We start from the raw sequence: 19,602 nt of genomic DNA on the forward strand, positions 1-19,602 counted from the left end.
AGAGACGCGAGCGACGACGAGTGACAACTCCGTAGAGGGAAATCCCGTGTCACGCGTTGACGAGGGGCTGCCGTAAACCGGCTCCACGATGCTCGAGGACGGCGTCATCTGTGCGTCTGACTGAACTTCAAGTGTGCACATGTTGGCGTCGACTCTGTGATCCAACCAGCCATCCTCCCCGTGGAAATCGACCGGCTCCGTTCAGAGAAGGTACAGTCTATCGGACGCCTTCTGTTCTCTCTCGTACTCGTCGCTCTCACTACCTGGACCGGTGTTGCCGTCTTCCTCGAGTTGGTCAACACCCTTCTGGCGTAGGCCGCGGCGTTCATCCGCCGCAGTCGCATTTCACGCGGGATCTCGACCTCACGCGGGATACCGACCTCCCACCGACTGCTGGCCGGCACTGTCATTCCGCTCGAGTTCCAACCGACTGCTGTCTGGCAGTGACACTCCGCTCGAGTCGTGCCTGTGGGATCTGTGCTGGCTCGCCGACGCGGTGGGCCGTCCGCGGTGTGACGACGAAAGATTCGGCAAATATACCCGCAACCTACGACGCAAACCAATACATATACAGTCACGAATCGATCAGGGGTTCCCATGACGGACGATCGGTTCGATGGGGTGATCGAGAACGCGGTCGATCGATACGGTGACCTCGATGCCGACTGGAAGGGCGTTCTCGTAGGGGCGGTGATCGTCGCCCTCGTCGGGATCGCCGGCGTCGACATTCCATGGTGACCGGCGTCACCAGAGTGCTCCCGGGGTTCGTCGGTCTCTGTCTCGGCGCGGTACTGGCTCGAGGCCTCTCGACCGTCGTCGGCGTCAACGAGTTGCTCCTCGCGATCGGTCTGGGTGTCCTGCTGGCGAACACTATCGGTGTTCCCGATTCGCTTCGCCCGGGGACGGCGACGCACAAGATCTGGCTCGCCGCGGGGATCGTTCTGCTGGGGGCGTCGCTGACGATCGGATCGATCGTCGAAACCGGCAGCACTGTCCTCCTGTTGATGATCGCGACGGTGACGGTCACCGTCCTGACGGTCGAGGTGATCGCCCGGAACGTCGCCGGACTGACCGAACGGTTCGGCTCGTTGCTCGCGGCCGGTGCCGGAATCTGCGGGGTTTCCGCGGTCGTCGCCGTCGGCGGCGGAATCCGCGCTCGAGAGACCCAGATCGCCTACGCCGCAGGCGTCGTGTTGCTGATCGATGCGATAACGATCGTCGTCTACCCGATCGTCGGTGCCCGACTCGGCCTCTCCGGAATCGTCTTCGGCGTCTGGGCGGGCGTGAGCATGCTCTCGACGGGTCCGGTGGTGGCGGTCGGGTTCGCTCACTCGGAGGTCGCCGGCCAGTGGGCGACGATGACGAAACTCGCCCGCAACGCTCTGATCGGCGTCGTCGCACTCGGATACGCGAGTTATTACGCCCGCCGCGAATCCGGCGGATCGACCTCGGTGAGCACCCTGTGGACGAACTTTCCGAAGTTCGTCCTGGGTTTTCTCGCCCTCGTCGTGCTCGCGAGCGTCGGTGTGTTCTCGCCGGACCAGCAGGCCTCGATCGCGAACGCGGTCGACTGGCTGTTCCTGCTCGCGTTCGTTGGCCTCGGGACGGAGATCCGAGCGACACAGCTCCGCGGGATCGGACTCGGCCCCGCACTCGTCGTGTTCGCGGCGATGACGGTCGGGAGCGTGCTCTCGCTCGCCGTCGCAGTTGCTGTCCTGTAACCGTATACGCACAAAAGTTCGTACAGCAGCGTCCACGGCGACTGGATGGCTGCCGGCCCCGAGCCAATTGTCCAATAGATGGTCTCAAGAAGGTACTTTGCCAACACTTCGAAAATCGAAGTAAAGGAGTTATCGACGCACCGATCGGAATCGATTCGGCACACCAGCCCCATTAAAACGGCGGCTGTGCGACGTCGATCGGTTCGGCGTCACCGCACCGGTGTCGGTAGAGCAACGTCGCCTCCCGCGTTCGATTGGCGGGATCGTCGATCGTCTCGAGGGTGACGTCTTCTTCGATCAGGTACATCTCGAGGTGGGTGACCGCGTCGCCGCCATCGTCTCGGTCGGCACAGATCGACTCGGCAAGCCGGACCGGGACGTCGGGGTGGTCCGGTGTCGCGACGCTGTTCATATAAAACCGTTCGCGGTACGTTCCGTACTGCGTCTGTAGCTGGTCGGACGGCCGCTCGAAGCGCAACTCGCGGTCGTTGTAGGCGTCGATCCGGTCGCCGTCGGCCGTCGTCGCCGGGAACACGTAGTAGCGGTCCGTCGTCCGCGGCTCCGGTGCGAAGATCCGCCACTCGGTCTGGTGGTCGACGAACGCATCGACACCACCGTCGACCGCGTCGACCGAACTCGCGTCCGTGTCGACGACGCCGCCGGCCGAGAGCACCGAGACGAGAACGATCCCCGCGAACACGACGGCGACGAGGGGAACGACGGCCCGGTACGGGTTCGCTGGAACCCGTTCCCCGAGCCCCGCGTCGACCTCGAGTCGCGGGACCGCGATTGCGACCTCCTCGAGCCGGGACTGGCAGCTCTCGAGTCCGGATCGAACGCGATCGATTCGGGGTCGAACCCCCTCGAGACGGGCTATCCGGGATTCGAGTCGGCGGCCCAGACTCGAGAGGTCCTCCCAGAACGACGCCTGGAGGAACAAAACGACGCCCGCGAGAGCGACGTATGCGAACGCGCCGATGCGGACGGTGAGGGCAAACGAGAGGTGAGCCGTCACGAACGCCCCGACGAGCGCCGTTCGGAGGCGACCGCGAGCGAGCACCAGGAGCCACGAGAACAACAGCATGTAGTACCACGCGAGGCCGCCGAACTGGAGCGCCGTCGGAACTGAGCGAACGAGGTCACCGAGCAGAAACGTCATGTCGTCGAGGCCGAGGACCAGCACGGCCGCCTCGCCGCTTTGCCACAGCTCGGAGCCGGATTTGTGGACGCCGTTTACGACGTACATGGTGATCATCTGCAGGAGGATCAGCCCGGACGCGACGGTGGCGACGGCGGTTCTCGGCGGTCGATCGGCGTGGACGGCGTCGACCGACCAGCGGGCTCCGAGCGGGAGGAAGATCGCCCAGAGCAACAGCCACGCGAAGAGAACGTCGGCGTAGCTCAACACGAGCGGGTTTCGGAGGTCGAGCAAGACGACGAAGACGAACGAGAGGGCGGTCGCGATCCTGGTCCGGTAGCCGACGAGCAACCCCACCGCGACGAGGCCGTGGACGACGAACAGCCCGGCCGTCACGGCGGGGTCGGGAGAGAGGAAGTAGACCGATCCGACGTCGATCGGCGCGGTCTCCCTCGCGAGGTCCGGAGGGACCAGTCCGTCCTTCGTGTAGAACGCGGTGAAGTTGCGCGATCGGAGGGCGAGGTCGGCGAGTATCAAGACCGCGAGAAAGACGCGAAAAACCGCGAGCGTCCGCGTATCGATCCGCACGCACCCTCGAACGTATCGCTTCGCACCGCTGGCCGTCCCTGCGAGCCGTTCCCACCTGCCGGTGGCCATTGGTACACAGCCCGAAGGGGTCGGCCATATGCCTTTTCGTCGACAGCGGACTCGTATCCGAAGGAAACGAGCCCACCGATCGTGGCTGTCGGTTCACCCACCCCTGTTCCGGAACCACGACGTTGATAGCGATTCGGCCGGTACGGTGAGAAAATGGCGAGCGATCAGGCTCCGACCGAGGCGACGACCGCCGACACGTACGAAGAGTTCGAAGACCGCGTCGAGCGCATCTCGAACGTTTCGAACGCTGCAGGAGTTCTCCGGTGGGATCAGGAAGTCGTGATGCCCGAAGGAGGAACGCCGGCGCGAGCACAGCAGCTGTCGACGCTGTCCTCGATCAGTCACGAACTCCTGACGGCCGAGGAAACCGGCGAACTGCTCGCCGACCTCGAGTCGGATTCGCTCCCGGAGGAGCGAGCGGCGATCGTTCGCGAGGTCCGTCGCCGCTACGACCGCGAGACGAGCGTCCCGGGCGAACTCGTCGAGGAAATCTCGGAGACGACGGCCAACGCCCATCCCACGTGGAAACGCGCCAGGGAGACCGACGACTTCGAGGAGTTCGCGCCGGTCCTCGAGAAACTCGTCGAACTCAAGCGGGAGTACGCCGAGTACGTCGACCCCGACGCCGATCCGTACGCGGTTCTGTTCGCCGACTACGAACCCTACATCGATCTCGAGACGGCAGAGCGCGTCCTCGATCGCCTTCGCGATCGGCTCGTCCCGTTGATCGACGCGATCGAGGACGCCGACGCCGACCTCGAGACGGCGGCCTTCGCGGGCACCTTCGACGACGACGATCAGGAGGCACTGGCCAGGGACGTCCTCGACTCGCTCGGCTACGACTGGGATCGCGGTCGCCTCGACACCGCACCGCACCCGTTCTCGTCGGGAACGCAGTTCGACGCCCGCGTCACGACGCGCTTCGACGAGGAGGACCTGCTGGGGTCGATCACCTCGACCATCCACGAGTTCGGCCACGCGAACTACACGCTCGGCCTGCCCGACGATGGGTATGGAACCCCGCTGGGCGAGGCTCGTGACCTCTCCGTCCACGAGTCCCAGTCCCGCCTCTGGGAGAACCACGTCGGCCGTTCCCGGCCGTTCTGGGAGCACTTCCTGCCGGTCGCCCGAGAACGGTTCCCGGAACTCGAGGACGTCACGCCCGAGGAGGCCTACGAGTCGGCCAACCAGGTGTACGACGACAACCTCATCCGCGTCGAGGCGGACGAACTCACCTACCACCTCCACATCGTGATCCGCTTCGAGATCGAACGCGCGCTCATCAGCGGCGACCTCGAGGTCTCCGAGGTCCCCCAGGTCTGGAACGACAAGTACGAGGAGTACCTCGGGGTCCGCCCCGACACCGACGCCGACGGTTGTCTGCAGGACATCCACTGGTCTCACGGCTCGTTCGGCTACTTCCCGACGTACTCACTGGGATCGGTCCTCGCCGCCCAACTGTACGCCGCCGCCGAGGACGAACTCGGTGAGCTGGACGACGACGTTCGTAACGGCGAGTTCGACGAACTCAACGGCTGGCTCCGCGAGAACGTCCACCAGCACGGAAAACGCTACACCACACCCGAGTTGATCGAACGGGCGACCGGCGACGGGTTCACCGCCGATTACTTCCTCGAGTACGTCGAGTCGAAGTACGGCGAACTGTACGATCTCGAGGAGTACTGAAGGCGGCCGCGCGTTCGACCGCTCGACTTTCCCACGAGCGCACCGTAGTCGGACCACGATGATGGTGACGACGCACGCGCTGGCGGGACTGGCCGTCGCCGTACCGATCGCGGCGCTCTTCCACGTTTCTGGGATGTAGAGCGTCTACAAACGAGCTTCGGAGGAATCAAATAAAGTCCGAGTAGAATTCCGACGAATCTTATGCAACAATCCTTCCTCCACGAAGCAAGCTGTGCTGAACGGCGTGAAACACGTGATTTTGGAACTAGAACGCGAGTCCTGCGGCTTGCCGCAGGCGAGCGACGGTGAGCGCTCTCGACTCAACCACCTTGTCGGAGTGACTTACCGACCGCCCGGACGAACGTCCTGGCAGTCACGACCGGCGGCGACCTGATCTCTCGGTCTGTCCCGAGCTTCACCAAATAATCTATCAGCCTCCAGAGATTGTACAGCAATGCTGCGAACGTGAAGCTGAACAACCGGACGCGGTAATCCGTCGACGACGTCTTGGGGAGAAACGCCTTTACCGACTTGTACTGTTACTCGATGTCCCAACGTCGGCTGTAGCTATTGGTTACGTGGGTGATCTCGTCGGGAGCGACGTGATCACGGTTGGTCACGAACACGGCGTAGTTTCCCTCGGCATTCTCACCGGTCGCTGGCACGTACAGGAACTCGGCGGTGTGGTGGAGTTCGCCATCGATGGCGAACGGAACGTCGTGCTTGACGGCGGCGTCGACGCCGTCCTTGCTCTTGATTTCCTTGATCACCTCGTAATCGTCTTCGTATTTCGGCACTGGTGTCAGGTACACCAGACCGCGGTCGTGGATCGGCGCGTAAAGATCGTTGTTATAGAACCCCCGGTCCAGGAGCACCTCGTCGACCACCTCGCCTTTCGAATCGGCCGGTGCATCTTCCGGTTCCCACTCCGAATGCTCTTTAACCGGCTCGATCCCCAGGATGATCGGGACGTCGTTCCCGACGATTGTGATCGTCGCGAACGTGTATCCGTGCTTCAACTCGCCACCTTCCATGTAACCACTCACCATTGGCGGATACTCCGATTTCGGGATCTGTTCGTCTTTGTCGATCCACTAGAAATCCACATCCCAAACTTGTGATATACCGAGAGCTTACCCACTCTGTTGGATAGCAGTCTGCAGACGACTTTCCACAGCTATGTCAATATTCCTCTCGAAAAGTCATCAACTGGACGTTTACTGAGTCACTCCTCTGGGTCATTGACGCTCACAGTGACGCGATACGTTCCACCATGTGGATCAACAGAGAGCTGATATGAACCACTCTCCTCGGCGGTGTGGGATTCGTGCGTATTACCAGCGGTATCAAAACGCGTGTCGATCACCTCCGTTCCATTTGGATCACTGAGTGTCATTTCTCCTCGTCGATTGCCGTCCGATTCGGGGTCAACCCGGATCATTATATCTGCGCCAGCGTCCGCATCGAACGAAAGTGAACCTGGATTGTTTCGGAATTCTTCGGAAATCGCCTGATCCCCCGGCAGATCAATCATACCTTGATCGGCCAGAAATCCGACAACGACGATAATAATGCCCGTGCCACCAACCACAATGTAGGAGAGAAAATCCCGACGATCCACGCTTATGACCTCCCTGACCGTCTCGATACCTGACACATAAGCACCATTACGCACAAATCACACATATATGTTTCCACCGCCAGAGGTATCCTCCGTATGTTTCACGTCGGGTTCAACTGCTTTGTTGAATTCCACCTGAATGTGCCGTGTTGAATAGATGCTGAGTCACGATTACAGAAGATCACAGAGTGGTTCTATGTTCGAGATGGCGAACATGAGGATAATTTCACGGAACTGGCGATACCAGCCGAGCGCTCGCACGGTATCGCCGAGCGAGCGCTTGGTTATCGAGTAGGATGTTTCAGTCATCCACCGTTGCGTGTAGCCCTTTGCTTGATTGAGGGCGTTGTTCGCAGCTGCTTTCGCAGATGAACCGCGGTGATGAACAAGATACTCAACGTCATGTGCGGCGATCTCGTACTCGGTGTGCCAGTTGTGGAAGCCGCTGTCGGCGGCGACTGACTGCAGGTCGTCCGCCGAAACGCGGACGACCTGCGGTCCACTCTTTGTGTCGTGCTTCCACCGTGCTGCGATGTGCACGTCAAGCACAGCAAGCGATTCCACATCAGTTAATGTCGTCACTTTCAGCGTCTGTATCGTCCGTCCTGTTCGCTGGCGGAAATATGAAGATGCACGCTTCCGATCGAAGAACGTGCTATCGAGTGCGGCATGTCCAGACTGCGGGTGCTGCTGCGCTGAAACGCGCAGCAGCGCCCGCCACACCCACATTTTCAGCCGGTCGAACGACTTGTAGATCGTCGTGTGATCGGGGATCTCGTCCCGCTCTAGGTCAAGAGCATCACGGACCTCAACCATGTACTTCAGCCGATTCGGCGTTTCACGGTAGCTGTGTTCGTCTTCAAGCCGAAAACAGTGGAGAACGACATGAACCCAGCGGGCGAACCCGCCGCCCGCGTGCTTCCCTAACGCTTGTTTAGCTAGGTCACGACACTGCTCAATGAAGTCGAGGATGCCGACTTCCATGGTAGGTTCGATTTCCTCGGATTCTCCCTTCTAAACCCGTGAATCGGTCGATAAGATCGCTTTTCAACAGAGCAGATGAGTCGTTCTCACTGTCGTCAGCTTCGTCTTCATCCAGGTTGATGGGGACCAGTACGTCTGAAATGACGCCTTGGTCGCGTGCTTCAAGCGCTATTCCCTTTGCAGCGGCTTCAAGCGTGATCTTGGTCTGATTGCTGAATTGGCTCCACGCGTATGAGTGGTTCTGCTGAGTCGGTATCTTGCTCAGGCCCAATCTCTTCAGCAGTGCCAAGCGGTCCTCAAGGTGATCTGTGACCTCGCTTTGGGCGAGGTCGTAGATCGTCCGGTAGATGTAGACCCGTGCCATCGACTCGGTATCGAACGTGACCTTGTGCTGCTGGCGGTTGTCAGTCAAGCCGTCCGTCGGAATTGAGACATCACCGATGACTTGCCAGAGGTGATCAGTCGTCTCACAGACCGCCTTCGCGTGGTAGACGATCGCTCCCGCCAATGCGGTAGCGTCGTCGTCCACCGTCGGTGGCGTGTTCCCCGATCTGGACGTCGTCGCGACGCACCGAAAGACGCTCCACGCGCCGGTCGTCGCCACCGCCGGTGCGGTCGCCGCGTTTCCGGTCGTCGTCTTCGTCCCGATGGCCGCGACGGTCGCGGCGGTCGCGTTTCTCGCCGCGGCAGCGCTTCACTGTACGGCGACGTCGCGAGTTGCGGCCTCGGCGCGCGGCCGTGGGAGAATCCGCCGGGCGACCGCGCCGTCTTCGACCACGTCCGTGGCAGGTGGATCCCGCCCCGCCGATGGATCCCCTACGACGGCTCGCCGGCCGACCTGCTGGTCGACGGAGCGCTCGCGATCCCGCTTATCGTCTTCCTCGAGGGGAGCTGGCACCGGCTGACCGTCGCCCTGCTCGTCGTCTCGATCGGGTACACGATCACACGAAAGCGACTCGAGGACGTCGCACGGTGGAGCGTGCGGTACCTGCCGCCGTCGATCAGACGGTACGTGCCAGAGCGATACGTCGTGTAACCGGGTGTGGACCGGAACCTCGAGGCAGACACCCCCTCCGTACTCTTCCCCCCGGCACGATATTTTCTCCAAAAATTAGTTAGCAACGAAGAACGAACGCCGTCGTATGAGGCGAGTGCACGTCCTGTACGGTCTCGCGATGGTCTGGTTAGGGTGTGCGATCGCCGTCGACGGATTCCTCTCCGGAGCGCCGTCCTGGCGGTTCGGTCTGTCCAGGGTGGGAGTCGCCGGCATCCTGCTTGCGATCGGCGGCGTGATATACGCGACCGGAGCGCTCACCCGATCGATGCCGCTTCCCGGCGACGACGGCGACGGACCGCTCTCGAGCGCGTGGCTCTGGTACGGGGGCGTGGCTCTCATGACCGCCGCCGCTGTGATCCGTACTCTCGGCGTGATCGACTCGCTCCGGTTTTAGTATCGTTATAGACGTTGCCTGACGAGCGAAATACCAGCGGTCAGGTCTGACTTCGCTCATCGGTTCAGGTCTGGACCGCCACTAACGAAACACCGACGGTCGTGGACGACGCAGGACCGGACACCATGACAGCGACGAGACGACTCGAGGACCAGGTTGCGATCGTCACCGGCGCGAGTTCGGGCATCGGCGCGGCGACCGCTCGAGCGTTCGCGGCCGAGGGTGCGAACGTCGTCCTCGCAGCCCGCAGCGAGGATCGGTTGGTCGAACTCGCGGACGAACTCGAGGGCGAGTTCGATGCGGACGCGCTCGCGGTTCCGACGAACGTCCGGGCCGAAGACGAGGTCGACGCGCTGATCGACGAAACCGTCGACGCGTTCGGCGGGATCGACGTACTGGTGAACAACGCGGGGCTCTCTCGAGGGGGCGACGTCGAGACGATGTCGACCGACGAGTACGAGACGATGCAGGAGACGAACGTCGACGGCGTCTTCTACGCGACGCGGGCGGCGATCCCCCACGTTCGCGAGCGCGACGGCCACGTGATCTTCGTCGGCAGCTTCGCGGGGAAGTACCCGCGCTCGTTCAACCCCGTCTACGCGGCCTCGAAGTGGTGGGTTCGCGGGTTCGCGAAGAGCGTCGCCGCGCAGGTCGGCGACGCCGGCGTCGGCGTCTCGGTCGTCAACCCGGCCGAAGTTCGCTCGGAGTTCGAGACGACCAGCGGCTCGACGTTCGCCGAGGCGTTCGACGAAGGCGAGGTGAGCGAACCCGAAGAGGTTGCCGAGGTGATCGCCTTCGCGGCCGGACAGGAGCACTCGAGCGTGAGCGAGATCGACGTCAATCGGCGGGACAAGTTCGCCGATGGCTTCTGACGTTATCGGATAGGACCCTGTGGAGATCGGTCACCCTCATGTGGCCGTCGGAGACGGCCACAGCCGAGAATCCGCGACCGGCGTCTCACTGACTGCTGTTCGACAGTATGAGTCTCCGGAGTCGGATCCGATAAGCCCCGGTTACGCCGCGTCGGGGGCCGGCACTCGCCGAATCAATCTCACGAGATCGCACCGGCCGAAGGGGCGTTCCGCTGCTCGATGTCGGTTTTCGCCGCGAGCGATCGACCGTACCCCCTCGCCGCCCCGACCGTCGCTTTTCGGTGACTGTCCGGTACAACGATCGATTTCCACACCGTTGGAGTTATTTACTCGAAATCGAGTAACCAATTACGATGATGTGGCAAGACTTCGTCTTCATGATTGGTAGCGGTCTCTCGATCGTCTTTCTCGCGCCGACGCTGCGTGACGCGAGCGCGCGAGTTCCCCTCGGAACGAGCCTGCCGTCGATGGCCATCGGGCTGGTCTACGCCGCGACGTTTTTCACGCTCGGGATGACCTTCTCCGCGGCCGGGTCGTTCGCCGCCGGTTCGATGTGGGCGATGATCGCGCTCGTTCGATCGCCGTCCTCGCCGGCGCTCGTCCACAACACGGACCTCTCCCTGTTCGCTCGAGACGTTCGCGTGTGGCTCGAGGGGCTCGGCTCCAGCGGACCGGTTACGGAGCAGTACGTCTTCGACGGGACGCAGGCCCACCAGCACTGATACGGCCTGTGTAACCAGTACCCGCTCGAGATTCGAACCGAATGGGTTCCGATTCGAGCGGAAATCGCATCACTCCGAAAAGAGGCTCGCGTGGACCGGTGCGAACTCCTCGGGTTCGTCTTCTTCGTCTGCGGTGTCGGTGATCGACCGGCCGGCGAGACCGGCCTCGAGCAGGTCGGCAAGCGGCGGGCCGACCTTCTCCGGTTCGACGAGGAAGGCGTCGTGGCCGTGGTCGGATTCGACGACGTGGTGGGCGACGTCGACGCCGGCGGATCGGCAGGCCTCCGCGAGCGCTTCCGACTGTTCGACGGTAAAGTGCCAGTCGCCGGTAAACGAGAGAGCGAGCAGTTCGCCCTCGAAGGCGGCGAGTGCGTCCGCGTCGGATTCGTAGCCCGCAGAGAGGTCGAAGTCGTCCATCGCGCGGGTCATGTAGAGATAGCTGTTCGCGTCGAAGCGGTCGGTGAACTTCTCGGCCTGGTAGTCGAGGTACGACTCCACCTCGCGATATGGGAAGAACGCGGCCGCGGGATCCGGGGGCTGTTCCCGGACCGTCTCCCGGCCGGCGGAGCGGCGACCGAACTTCCGGGCCATCGAGGCCTTCGAGAGGTACATGATGTGGCCGATCTGGCGCGCTCGAGCCAGCCCGTCTTCGGGTTCTGGACCGCCGTAGTAGTGACCGCCGTTCCAGTTCGGATCCGACGTGATCGCCCGCCGCGCGACCGTATCCAGCGCGAGACACTGTGCGTCGAGACGTGATGCGGCGGCGATCGCGGCCGCGCGTCCCACGTCGTCGGGGTATCGACGCAGCCAGTCGAGGACGTTCATGCCGCCGACGCTGCCGCCGACGACGGCGTGAAGGCGGCCGACGCCGAGCGCGTCGAGTAACTGTCGCTGGGCGCGGGTCCAGTCTCCGACCGTGACGGGCGGGAAGTCGGTTCCGTAGGGCTCGCCCGTTTCGGGGTTCGTGCTCGCGGGACCGGTCGTCCCGTAACACGACCCGGGAACGTTCGCACAGACGACGTAGTACTCCGTGGTGTCGATCGCTTTTCCGGCCCCGACGACGTCACCCCACCACGCACGGGCCTGCCCGGCGGTCTGATCGCCGGCGTCCGGTCGTCGTGCGACGTGGGAGCTTCCGGTGAGTGCGTGACAGACGAGCACGGCGTTGTCGCCCGTAAACTCGCCGTAGGTCTCGTAGGCTACCTCGAGAGAGGGGATCGACTCGCCGGACTCGAACCGGAACTCCCCGAGATCGATCGTGTCTTTCGTCGTCATGGTTGCACTCGTCCCTCCGTCGCCGTCGCGGTTTCGATTGCGTTCTCTACGTCCGCCAGAATGTCCGCGGGATCCTCGATCCCGACGGATAAACGGATCAGATCGCGCGTGACGCCGGCTTCCTCCTGCTCGTCGGGCGAGAGTTGGCCGTGGGTCGTACTGGCGGGGTGGATGACCAGCGTCTTCGCGTCGCCGATGTTCGCCAGAAACTGGGCGAGTTCGACGCTCTCACAGAACCGCTTCCCACCTTCGTACCCGCTCTCGAGGCCGAACGCGATCATGCCGCCGTAATCGGCGAGATACCGCGAGGCGTTGTCGTGGGTCTCGTGGGACTCGAGGCCCGGATAGGTGACCCAGGCGACGTCCTCGTGGTCCTCGAGGTAGTCGGCGACGATGGCGGCGTTCTCGCAGTGTTTCTCGACGCGAAGCGGGAGCGATTCGACCCCCTGGAGGGTCTGCCAGGCGTCGAACGGCGACTGTTGGTTTCCGAGGCTCCGCAGCGACCGAAATCGGGCGGCCGCGGCGAAGGGAGCGTCGGGGAAATCACGCGAGAAGTCGACGTCGTGGTAGGCGTGGTTCTGCCCGGCGATTTCGTCGTAGCCGTGTTCGCCCCAGGGAAACGACCCGCCGTCGACGAGAACGCCGCCGACCGTCGTCCCGGAGCCGTGGAGCCACTTCGTGGTCGACTCCCAGACGACGTCCGCGCCGTGTTCGAGCGGCCGACAGAGCGCCGGCGTCGCGAACGTGTTGTCGACGACCAGCGGGACGCCGTGGCCGTGGGCGATGTCGGCGAGGCGTTCGAAATCCGGCGTCACGAGCGAGGGGTTGCCGATCGTCTCGACGTGGACGAACGCCGTGTCCTCGTCGATGGCCTCCTCGTAGGCGTCGTACTCGAGGGTGGGGACGAACCGCGCCTCGACGTTTCGACGCGAGGCCGTCTTCGAGAAGTACGCGGACGTCCCGCCGTACGTGTCGGTCGAACAGACGACGTTCTCTCCGGCTTTCGCGAGGAGCAACGTCGCCGAATCCAGCGCAGCCATCCCGCTCGCCGTCGCGACCGCGCCCGCACCGCCCTCGAGCGATGCGAGGCGATCCTCGAGGGTGGTGACCGTCGGGTTCGCGATGCGCGAGTAAATGTAGCCGTCGTCTTCCAGCGCGTACCGGTCCGCGGCGGTGTCGGCGTCCTCGAAGACGTAGGAGGTGGTCTGGTAGATCGGCGGTGCCATCGCCCCCGTCTCCGAATCGGGTGCCTGTCCGGCGTGTACGCTCCGTGTCTCGAACCCGTCCCCGGGACAGCCAGACCCGGCGTCGGTCCCGTCGCTCGCGTCGTCGCTCATGTTTAGTATGCATACTGCTCTACGTTCATATGCGTCTCAGTAACGGCAAAAACCGCTATCCGTGCTGATGGTTGACATCCCTGCACGATGCGTCGAGACAACCGGCGACAGTCGGCAGTCGATGGTTTCGCGTGGTCACTGGTCAGTCGTGATCACCGGTCAGTCGTACTCGATGATCACTCGTGCTCGATGCCCTCGAGCAGCGTTCGGACGGACGACGATTCGACGTCGACGTCGAACAGTCGGGGCGAGACCGCGACGCACAGTACGAAGTCCTCCCCGTGGGCGACGGGTTCGCTCACGTGCAGCGTCACGTCGAGTCGTCGGCCGATTTCGACGAGACGGGCCTGTCCACGGTACTGTGTGACCGGCGTCTCCGTGCCCAACACCGTGACCGCCTGCTCGTCGACCGCCTCCTCGACCGCGAGTCGATCGTATCGCTCCTGGATCAGTTCCACGAGTTCGTCCGTCGAGTACTCCCCGATCGGGTTGTGCGTCCGACCGAGGACCGACACCTGCGGCGTCGAGAGGACGGTGAAAACGGCGGCCTGGAGCCGCGTCAGCCCCAGTCCCTCGAGCGAGATCGCCCGATCGTACTCGGCGTACCAGTTGACCACCTCGATCGTCCGCTCGAGGCCGAACGCACCGACGGGGTGGTCGACGACCATCTCGTCGACGACGTGCTCGTCGTAGCCGGCCTCCGACCGGGCGTCCGCTGATACCGTCGCCGGAGACGACGACAGCGTCTCCCGAAGGGGATCCATACAGCCGGCCAGCGTCGCCGTCCCCGCGGCCGCTCCCGTCGCGAGAAACGCCCGTCGCGTGATTGTCATCGAACGAAACGCGTCGGCGATCGACGAAAAGCCGTCGGTTTCGACCGGCCACGGCACTCATCTTGCGGTCGGGCGACGGTCGTCAGACCGGCGTCGATTCGCCGCGCCCGACGTCGAATCGCCCGCGTCCGACGTCGAATCGCTCCGTCCGATGCCGATTCGCCCACACCCGACGTCGAATCGCTCCGTCCGATGTCGATTCGCCCACACCCGACGTCGAATCGCTCCGTCCGCTCGAGAAAGTGAGACGGACGCCTTCATGGGTTCGCAGTTCGTAGGCCGGTTCGTGGGAGCGAACTCGAGAGAGCGAGACCGGGCCGTTCTCGCCGCGGTCGTCTTCGCGGTGATGTTCTCCCAGCTGTTGCTCTATCCGGGGATCGCAACGCTCGTCGAGGCCCTGGGAGCCGACGCGGCGAGTTCGCCGTTCGCCGCAACCGCCCTCGACGCGAGCATGTGGTTTCTCGTCGCCGAGTTCGCCGCCTACGTCGCGTTCGTCGGCGTCTGGGGCGCAGTAAGCGACGTCTTCGGTCGGCGCACGCCGTTGATCGTCGCGGGATCGCTCGCTGGCGCGTGCGGGTACGCGGCGCTCGCGGCGGTCCCGGCGATCGGATCGATTCCGTTCGAGGGGGTTCTGCTCGTCCGGGTCTTCCAGGGCGCGATGACGATCGGCGCGTTCTCGTTGACGATCACGATGCTGATGGACCTCGAGGGAGGTCACGGCCGAAACATGGGCGCTGCAGGGATCGCGATCGGACTCGGTGCGGCGCTCGGTGCGCCGGTCGGCGGGCAGTTGACCGAGATCGATCCGCTCGCACCCCTGGTAGTCGCCGCCGGTCTGCTCGTCTGCGTCGGTCTCGCCGTCTCGTTCGTCGGGGACCGAGCGCCCGGTTCCCGCCGAAGCGCTCGAGCCCTTCTCGATGGAATTCGGAAACGGCCGTCGCTTTCGATACCGTACGCGTTCGGATTCGTCGATCGGATGACCGCCGGCTTCTTCGCGCTCGTCGGCACGCTCTACTTCCAAGAGACGTTTGGTCTCGAGGCCGGGGCGACGGGACTCCTCCTGGCGTGTTTTTTCGCACCCTTCGCCCTGTTGCAGTACCCGATGGGCGCGCTCTCCGATCGCGTCGGCCGAGCCGTTCCGATCGTCGTCGGATCGCTGTGTTACGGCGTCGGTATTCTCGCGGTCGGCGCCGCACCGTCGGTCGCGACCGCGGCCATCGCCATGGTCGCCATCGGCGTCCTCGGCGCACTCGTCTCGCCGACGACCATGGCGCTGGTCACCGACCTCGCAGCCGAGAACGAGCGTGGACTCGCGATGGCGGGGTTCAACCTCGCGGGAAGTCTCGGCTTCCTCGGCGGCTTCCTCGTCGGCGCGACCGTCGCCGGAAACTTCGGCTACGACCTCGCGTTTCTCGTGGTCGGCGGTCTCGAGATCGCCATCGCGCTCGTCGCCGCGCCGGCGTTCCTGCGTCTCTCGCTCGACTCGAGCGAGTCGGTCGTCGACCGCAGCGAAACCGGGTGACGTCTTCCCGACTGGCCGTCGTATTGTCGCCACTCTCTAGTAACAACTGGAACTATTCACACATTGATTGTACAGCTCACGGGTCGTTCCTCCCCGTTCGCCATGTCGCGGTTCTCGTTCGTTACACTCACTCCGAACCGCGCTCTCGTCGGACGGGTCGGCAATTGGTGTGTCAAACCTTTCAGTTGTCACTCTGGTCAGATCAAAACGCGTGAACGAAGGCCCGGATGTGATAGCATGCGGTACAAAGTAATCGATCGATAACGAAACGAACGTTCACTCGATCGGGTAATACAGTATTACTTGTGGTATGTAATCGCATGACTACGAACGAATAGAGGGTGTCCATTTTTATGTACACATCCCCAACGAGTGACTGATGACACGAGAGAACGGTATTTCACGGCGAGGTACACTGAAGCTCACAGGTGCGGCAGCAGCGACTGCACTCGTTGCAGGATGTAACGACGACAACGGTAACGGCAACGGTAACGGCGACGACGACGGCAACGGCAACGGCGAAGCCGCGATCGAACCCGGCACGGAGATCATGTTCGACGGCCAGACCGCCGGATGGGAGGGCCTCGAGCCTTCGGAGATCGAAGGCGAACAGAACCCGACGCTCGTCCTCGAGGAGGGCGAATCGTACACCATCGGCTGGACCGAAGGCGACGGCTCGCTGCACAACATCGAGATCCGCGACGACGGCGGCGACGTCGTCGACGACCTCCAGACGGACGAAACCGACGACCCTGGCGACGACCAGATCCTCGAATTCGAAGCCAGCAGCGAGATGGCCGAGTACGTCTGTGATCCACACGAGACGACGATGGTCGGCGAAATCCAGGTCGAGTAACGGAGTCCGATAGATTCGAACCGTTGTACGGTCCCCGTCTCGACGGCCGGCGAGACTTGCGGACCACCTATTGCAATTGCTGAACGTCGCTGTCGTAATATAGTACCAACTGAAACGATTGACACACCGATCGCCGATCCGCCTGGCGATCGGGTGTACAATGACGTTCAGTGGCTACTATAACTGACTTGCAGTGGCTACTGTCGACTTCCGTTCGCCCGACAGCGGTGCGATCGATCATCTCTCGTCTCGATCGTTGCGTTCGCTGTTCGTCTCGACTGTTGCGTTCACTGGTTTCTCTCTCGGAGGCGGATTCCAACTCCTCGGCCCGAGTTCGTTCTCGAGATTTAGGCGTCGGTTCGGTTTGTCGTACTACTGATTAACACACCCGAGAATGCAGTGGTTCGTGTTAACACCCATCTACGAATTTGTATGACACAGCCCCTCTACAGTAGAATCCCAACCCACAAGTAGTCCTGAACCTTGAGTGTGGATATGAACGTTAATAGAGATATATTACTCTTCGTTGCCCTCGCGATCGCCTGGGGGACCGCCTTCAGCGCGATCGAGATCGGGCTCGAGGCGCTGCCGCCGATACTCTTTGCTGCGCTTCGATTCGACGTCGCCGCGGCGGTGTTCGCCGCGGCCATCGCCGTCCGGCGAATCGAATGGCGGCCGAAGACGAGCGCCGACTGGATCGCGATCGCCGTCGGCGGCGGACTGCTCGTCGGTGCTCACTTCGCGTTGCTCTTTCTCGGCCAGTCGTACGTCTCGAGTGCGATCGCCGCGATCGTGATGAGTCTGATCCCGATCGTGACGCCGCCGCTCGCACTCGCGGTGTTGCCTCGAACGCGGGTCCGGGCACCGGCCGTCGTGGGACTGCTCGTCGGACTCGCGGGAATCGTCGTCCTCGCCGTTCCCGGCGGCTCGCTCGACGGACACGCCATCGGCATCGCGTTGTTGCTCGCGTCCGCGCTGGTCTTCGCGATCGGATCCGTTCTCCTCGAACGAACGCGAGGAACGTTGCCGATCGTCTCGTTGCAGGCGTGGGCGATGGCCGTCGGAGCCGGCGTCTTACACGCGCTGAGTTTCGTCCACCCCGGCGAGCACGCCACCTCGATCTCGACAGCCCTGACGCCGGCGACGTTCGGGGCGCTCGCCTACCTCGGTATCGTCTCGACTGCGGGCGGCTTTTTCCTTTACTTCGTCCTGCTCGAGCGCGTCGGTGCGACGGAGCTCAGCCTCATCAATTACGTGACGCCGGTCGTCGCAGTGCTTGTGGGCTGGGCGCTTCTCGGTGAGTCGATCACCCTCACGACGATCGCCGGCTTCGCGCTGATCGTCGCCGGCTTCTCGCTGTGCAAGATCGAAACGCTGTGGCGGACCCTCGGGCCGATGGTCGGACGCGGACCGACGCGACCGCTCGAGAAACCGAACGGCGTCGTCGTGGCTGGTAACGTCTATCAGGTTCGGGCCAACACTCGCGAGGACGCCCCCGGGACGGGCGAACCCGCGGCTCGTGGCCAGTGTGCGGACTGATGAACCGCTGATGACGGCCGTTTCGGATCGCTTCGACGGTCCGTTCGACGCGTGACCGCCGTCTCGATCCGGCATCAAAAGTACCATACCGCCTCGTCACCCAGTGGTCGTATTCAGGTGGTTAGTGTGACCAAAAAACGAGAATATCAGGACGACTACCCCGACAAGACGCTGTACATCCCTGGCCCGACCGAGGTCCGCGAGGACGTCATCGAGGAGATGTGTCAGCCGATGTTCGGCCACCGGATGGACCGCATGACGGATCTCTACACGACCATCGTCGAGGACACGAAGGAGTTTCTCGGCACCGACAACGAGGTCATCGTCCTCACCGGATCGGGGACGGAGTTCATGGAGAGTTCGATCCTCAATCTCGTCGACGAGAACGTCCTCTGTACGACCTGTGGCAGCTTCAGCGAGCGCCAGGCGGACGTCGCCGAGCGTCTCGGTAAGACCGTCGACACCCTCGAGTACGAGTGGGGAACGGCGGTCAAACCCGAAGACATCCGCGAACGTCTCGAGTCGAGCGACACGGAGTACGACGTCGTCACGTGCGTGATGAACGAGAGTTCCACCGGCGTCCGCAACCCCGTCGAAGAGATCGGCGACGTCGTCGCCGACTACCCTGACACCTACTTCGTCGTCGACGCCGTTTCGGCCCTCGGCGGCGATTTCGTTGCTATCGACGAACACGACATCGACGTCGTCTTCACGTCGGTCCAGAAGGCATTCGCCATGCCGCCGGGACTCGCCGTCTGCGTCGTCAGCGACGAGGCCTACGAGCGCGAACTCGAGAGCGATTCGGCCTCGTGGTACGGCGGCTTCCAGCGGACACTCGATTACTACGACCGGAAGGGCCAGACCCACTCCACGCCGGCGATTCCCGTCATGCTCGCCTACCGCAAACAGATGAAGTACATGCTCGAGGAGGGCCACGACGCCCGGGACGAACGCCACCGCGAGATGGCCGAGTACACCCGCGAGTGGGCCCGCGAGCACTTCGGGCTGTTCCCCGAGGAGGGCTACGAATCACAGACCGTGAGTTGTATCGAGAACACTCAGGAGATCGACGTCGCCGAAACCATCGACGCCGTCTCGGCGGAGTACGATTTCGTCTTTGCCAACGGCTACGGCTCCGCGCTCGGCGAGAAGACGTTCCGCATCGGCCACATGGGCGAACACGACCTCGAGTCGATCGAAGCATTGACCGACGCCATCGAAGACGTCGCCGGACTGTGAAGTACCTCGGGGTCAAGCCCCGAGGCACTCTCGCTGTACCTCTGTAGGCTCGAGGGTGTCGACAGGCTGTGAGCGCCTCGAGGACACGGTAACTGGAAGACAGACGGAGTCGCCAGTCTCGTCCGTCGTGTCCGTCAACGACGCGAGCG

General features: G+C 63.1%; 18 protein-coding genes and 1 pseudogene. 11 read left to right on the top strand and 8 right to left on the bottom strand.

Annotated elements, in window-relative coordinates:
* Positions 1–597 precede the first annotated feature (597 nt).
* Positions 598–738: a hypothetical protein gene (locus EA473_RS22440; RefSeq protein ID WP_165875331.1), complete on the top strand. Its 141-nt coding sequence runs from the start codon at positions 598–600 to the stop codon at positions 736–738.
* Positions 732–1,721, top strand: coding sequence for a YeiH family protein (locus EA473_RS18720; protein ID WP_124197172.1), 990 nt, complete (start codon positions 732–734; stop codon positions 1,719–1,721). Before EA473_RS22440 ends, EA473_RS18720 begins: the two co-directional genes overlap by 7 nt.
* 172 nt (positions 1,722–1,893) lie before the next feature.
* On the opposite strand, the gene EA473_RS18725 is transcribed toward EA473_RS18720, so the two are convergent.
* Positions 1,894–3,516, bottom strand: coding sequence for an HTTM domain-containing protein (locus EA473_RS18725; protein WP_124197173.1), 1,623 nt, complete (start codon positions 3,514–3,516; stop codon positions 1,894–1,896).
* Positions 3,517–3,669: 153 nt separating this feature from the next.
* On the opposite strand from EA473_RS18725, the gene EA473_RS18730 reads away from it, so the two are divergent.
* Positions 3,670–5,202, top strand: a complete 1,533-nt coding sequence (locus EA473_RS18730) for a carboxypeptidase M32 (RefSeq protein ID WP_124197174.1) — start codon at positions 3,670–3,672, stop codon at positions 5,200–5,202.
* Between the two features lie 320 nt (positions 5,203–5,522).
* Here EA473_RS18730 and EA473_RS18735 read toward each other — a convergent pair.
* The 4 genes and pseudogenes from EA473_RS18735 to EA473_RS18750 all read right to left on the bottom strand — a co-directional run.
* Positions 5,523–6,296: pseudogene (locus EA473_RS18735) on the bottom strand (transposase); the annotation flags it as partial.
* A 131-nt stretch (positions 6,297–6,427) separates the two neighbouring features.
* Complete coding sequence (locus EA473_RS18740; protein ID WP_124197175.1) at positions 6,428–6,859, bottom strand: hypothetical protein; 432 nt, start codon at positions 6,857–6,859, stop codon at positions 6,428–6,430.
* Between the two features lie 135 nt (positions 6,860–6,994).
* Positions 6,995–7,807, bottom strand: coding sequence for an IS5 family transposase (locus EA473_RS18745; protein WP_124197176.1), 813 nt, complete (start codon positions 7,805–7,807; stop codon positions 6,995–6,997).
* Positions 7,779–8,336 carry a hypothetical protein gene (locus EA473_RS18750; RefSeq protein WP_207890217.1) on the bottom strand — a complete coding sequence of 186 codons (558 nt, stop codon included), beginning with the start codon at positions 8,334–8,336 and terminating at the stop codon, positions 7,779–7,781. The genes EA473_RS18745 and EA473_RS18750 overlap by 29 nt, the downstream gene beginning before the upstream one ends.
* Here EA473_RS18750 and EA473_RS18755 point away from each other — a divergent pair.
* The 4 genes from EA473_RS18755 to EA473_RS18770 all read left to right on the top strand — a co-directional run bounded on the left by EA473_RS18755 (position 8,292) and on the right by EA473_RS18770 (position 10,852).
* A complete protein-coding gene (locus tag EA473_RS18755) occupies positions 8,292–8,843 on the top strand; it encodes a hypothetical protein (protein ID WP_341539000.1) in 552 nt (183 codons plus the stop codon). The two genes, EA473_RS18750 and EA473_RS18755, sit on opposite strands and share 45 nt — an antisense overlap.
* Positions 8,844–8,949: 106 nt before the next feature.
* On the top strand, positions 8,950–9,258 hold the full coding sequence (locus EA473_RS18760) for a hypothetical protein (RefSeq protein WP_124197177.1): 309 nt from the start codon (positions 8,950–8,952) through the stop codon (positions 9,256–9,258).
* Positions 9,259–9,383: 125 nt separating this feature from the next.
* Complete coding sequence (locus EA473_RS18765; protein WP_124197178.1) at positions 9,384–10,130, top strand: SDR family oxidoreductase; 747 nt, start codon at positions 9,384–9,386, stop codon at positions 10,128–10,130.
* Positions 10,131–10,483: 353 nt separating this feature from the next.
* On the top strand, positions 10,484–10,852 hold the full coding sequence (locus EA473_RS18770; protein ID WP_124197179.1) for a hypothetical protein: 369 nt from the start codon (positions 10,484–10,486) through the stop codon (positions 10,850–10,852).
* A gap of 69 nt (positions 10,853–10,921) precedes the next feature.
* Here the strand turns inward: EA473_RS18770 and metX are convergent, their stop codons facing one another.
* From metX to EA473_RS18785, 3 genes are all read right to left on the bottom strand, one after another.
* The gene (gene metX / locus EA473_RS18775; protein WP_124197180.1) at positions 10,922–12,127 is read right to left on the bottom strand and encodes a homoserine O-acetyltransferase MetX; all 1,206 of its coding nucleotides are present in this window, start codon (positions 12,125–12,127) and stop codon (positions 10,922–10,924) included.
* Positions 12,124–13,464 (bottom strand): O-acetylhomoserine aminocarboxypropyltransferase/cysteine synthase family protein, encoded by a 1,341-nt coding sequence (locus EA473_RS18780; RefSeq protein ID WP_124197181.1) that lies wholly within the window; start codon positions 13,462–13,464, stop codon positions 12,124–12,126. The genes metX and EA473_RS18780 overlap by 4 nt, the downstream gene beginning before the upstream one ends.
* A 176-nt stretch (positions 13,465–13,640) precedes the next feature.
* Complete coding sequence (locus EA473_RS18785) at positions 13,641–14,297, bottom strand: DUF6517 family protein (protein WP_124197182.1); 657 nt, start codon at positions 14,295–14,297, stop codon at positions 13,641–13,643.
* A 259-nt stretch (positions 14,298–14,556) separates the two neighbouring features.
* Between EA473_RS18785 and EA473_RS18790 the strand changes: the two genes are divergently transcribed.
* The 4 genes from EA473_RS18790 to EA473_RS18805 all read left to right on the top strand — a co-directional run bounded on the left by EA473_RS18790 (position 14,557) and on the right by EA473_RS18805 (position 19,453).
* The gene (locus EA473_RS18790; RefSeq protein ID WP_124197201.1) at positions 14,557–15,819 is read left to right on the top strand and encodes an MFS transporter; all 1,263 of its coding nucleotides are present in this window, start codon (positions 14,557–14,559) and stop codon (positions 15,817–15,819) included.
* A gap of 379 nt (positions 15,820–16,198) precedes the next feature.
* Complete coding sequence (locus tag EA473_RS18795) at positions 16,199–16,675, top strand: plastocyanin/azurin family copper-binding protein (protein WP_124197183.1); 477 nt, start codon at positions 16,199–16,201, stop codon at positions 16,673–16,675.
* A gap of 495 nt (positions 16,676–17,170) precedes the next feature.
* On the top strand, positions 17,171–18,214 hold the full coding sequence (locus EA473_RS18800) for a DMT family transporter (RefSeq protein WP_124197184.1): 1,044 nt from the start codon (positions 17,171–17,173) through the stop codon (positions 18,212–18,214).
* Positions 18,215–18,340: 126 nt separating this feature from the next.
* Positions 18,341–19,453, top strand: a complete 1,113-nt coding sequence (locus tag EA473_RS18805; protein WP_124197185.1) for a pyridoxal-phosphate-dependent aminotransferase family protein — start codon at positions 18,341–18,343, stop codon at positions 19,451–19,453.
* The last annotated feature ends 149 nt before the right edge of the window (positions 19,454–19,602 follow it).

Origin of the sequence: Natrarchaeobius chitinivorans (genome assembly GCF_003841505.1) — an archaeon.
GTDB lineage: Archaea > Halobacteriota > Halobacteria > Halobacteriales > Natrialbaceae > Natrarchaeobius > Natrarchaeobius chitinivorans.

What these genes read in the sequence shown, in the direction of transcription:
- EA473_RS18795 (WP_124197183.1), top strand. Translation starts at nt 16,199, where the DNA reads ATGACACGAGAGAACGGTATTTCACGGCGAGGTACACTGAAGCTCACA.
- EA473_RS18745 (WP_124197176.1), bottom strand. Translation starts at nt 7,807, where the DNA reads ATGGAAGTCGGCATCCTCGACTTCATTGAGCAGTGTCGTGACCTAGCT.
- EA473_RS18765 (WP_124197178.1), top strand. Translation starts at nt 9,384, where the DNA reads ATGACAGCGACGAGACGACTCGAGGACCAGGTTGCGATCGTCACCGGC.
- EA473_RS22440 (WP_165875331.1), top strand. Translation starts at nt 598, where the DNA reads ATGACGGACGATCGGTTCGATGGGGTGATCGAGAACGCGGTCGATCGA.
- EA473_RS18770 (WP_124197179.1), top strand. Translation starts at nt 10,484, where the DNA reads ATGATGTGGCAAGACTTCGTCTTCATGATTGGTAGCGGTCTCTCGATC.
- EA473_RS18730 (WP_124197174.1), top strand. Translation starts at nt 3,670, where the DNA reads ATGGCGAGCGATCAGGCTCCGACCGAGGCGACGACCGCCGACACGTAC.
- EA473_RS18790 (WP_124197201.1), top strand. Translation starts at nt 14,557, where the DNA reads ATGGGTTCGCAGTTCGTAGGCCGGTTCGTGGGAGCGAACTCGAGAGAG.
- EA473_RS18725 (WP_124197173.1), bottom strand. Translation starts at nt 3,516, where the DNA reads ATGGCCACCGGCAGGTGGGAACGGCTCGCAGGGACGGCCAGCGGTGCG.
- EA473_RS18780 (WP_124197181.1), bottom strand. Translation starts at nt 13,464, where the DNA reads ATGAGCGACGACGCGAGCGACGGGACCGACGCCGGGTCTGGCTGTCCC.
- EA473_RS18785 (WP_124197182.1), bottom strand. Translation starts at nt 14,297, where the DNA reads ATGACAATCACGCGACGGGCGTTTCTCGCGACGGGAGCGGCCGCGGGG.
- EA473_RS18760 (WP_124197177.1), top strand. Translation starts at nt 8,950, where the DNA reads ATGAGGCGAGTGCACGTCCTGTACGGTCTCGCGATGGTCTGGTTAGGG.
- EA473_RS18720 (WP_124197172.1), top strand. Translation starts at nt 732, where the DNA reads ATGGTGACCGGCGTCACCAGAGTGCTCCCGGGGTTCGTCGGTCTCTGT.
- EA473_RS18800 (WP_124197184.1), top strand. Translation starts at nt 17,171, where the DNA reads ATGAACGTTAATAGAGATATATTACTCTTCGTTGCCCTCGCGATCGCC.
- metX (WP_124197180.1), bottom strand. Translation starts at nt 12,127, where the DNA reads ATGACGACGAAAGACACGATCGATCTCGGGGAGTTCCGGTTCGAGTCC.